The sequence below is a fragment of the Vibrio sp. 1288 genome, from assembly GCF_033344475.1.
The window spans coordinates 1-594 of sequence record NZ_JAWPOX010000813.1; the positions used below are offsets into that span (position 1 = coordinate 1).

At 43.9% G+C, this 594-nt stretch carries 2 protein-coding genes; both read left to right on the top strand.

Annotation, left to right across the window (positions count from 1 at the left end):
- Positions 1-359, top strand: a 359-nt coding sequence (locus R8O11_RS29510; protein WP_238818632.1) for an SEC-C metal-binding domain-containing protein, incomplete at its 5' end; no start/stop codon positions are given.
- Between the two features lie 75 nt (positions 360-434).
- Positions 435-594: NUDIX domain-containing protein (locus tag R8O11_RS29515; protein ID WP_318195162.1), on the top strand; the 160-nt coding region annotated here is incomplete at its 3' end.

The window sequence follows — 594 nt, forward strand, 5'->3', positions numbered from 1 at the left end:
ACCTACGTGGCTACGCACAAAAGAACCCGAAACAAGAGTACAAACGTGAATCGTTTGAATTGTTTGAAGGTTTACTTGAAGCGCTGAAGACTGACGTTATTACTGTCCTATCTCGTGTTCGCGTTCAACAGCAAGAAGAAGTTGAGCGTATGGAAGAGCAACGTCGTGCACAAGCAGAAGAAGCTGCTCGTCGTGCGCAGGCTCAGCATGCCGCTGCGGAAAATCAGTTGGCTGATGGTGAAGAGTCTGAGGGCTCAAATCAACCTGTTGTTCGTGATGAGCGTAAAGTAGGTCGAAACGAACCTTGTCCATGTGGTAGTGGCAAGAAATACAAGCAGTGTCACGGTCAGATCAATTAATCTAACTTGATAACTTAATAAGAAAGAGTCGCTTAGGCGGCTCTTTTTGTATCGATAGATCCTAGGTAAATATCCATGAAAAGAATTCACATTGTTGCAGCGATCATTTTCAATCAAGATAAGTCGCAAATCTTTATTACTAAACGTCCTGATGATAAACACAAAGGTGGTTTTTGGGAGTTTCCGGGCGGTAAAGTCGAGCTAGGAGAAACAGTTGAACAAGCGATGGTTCGTG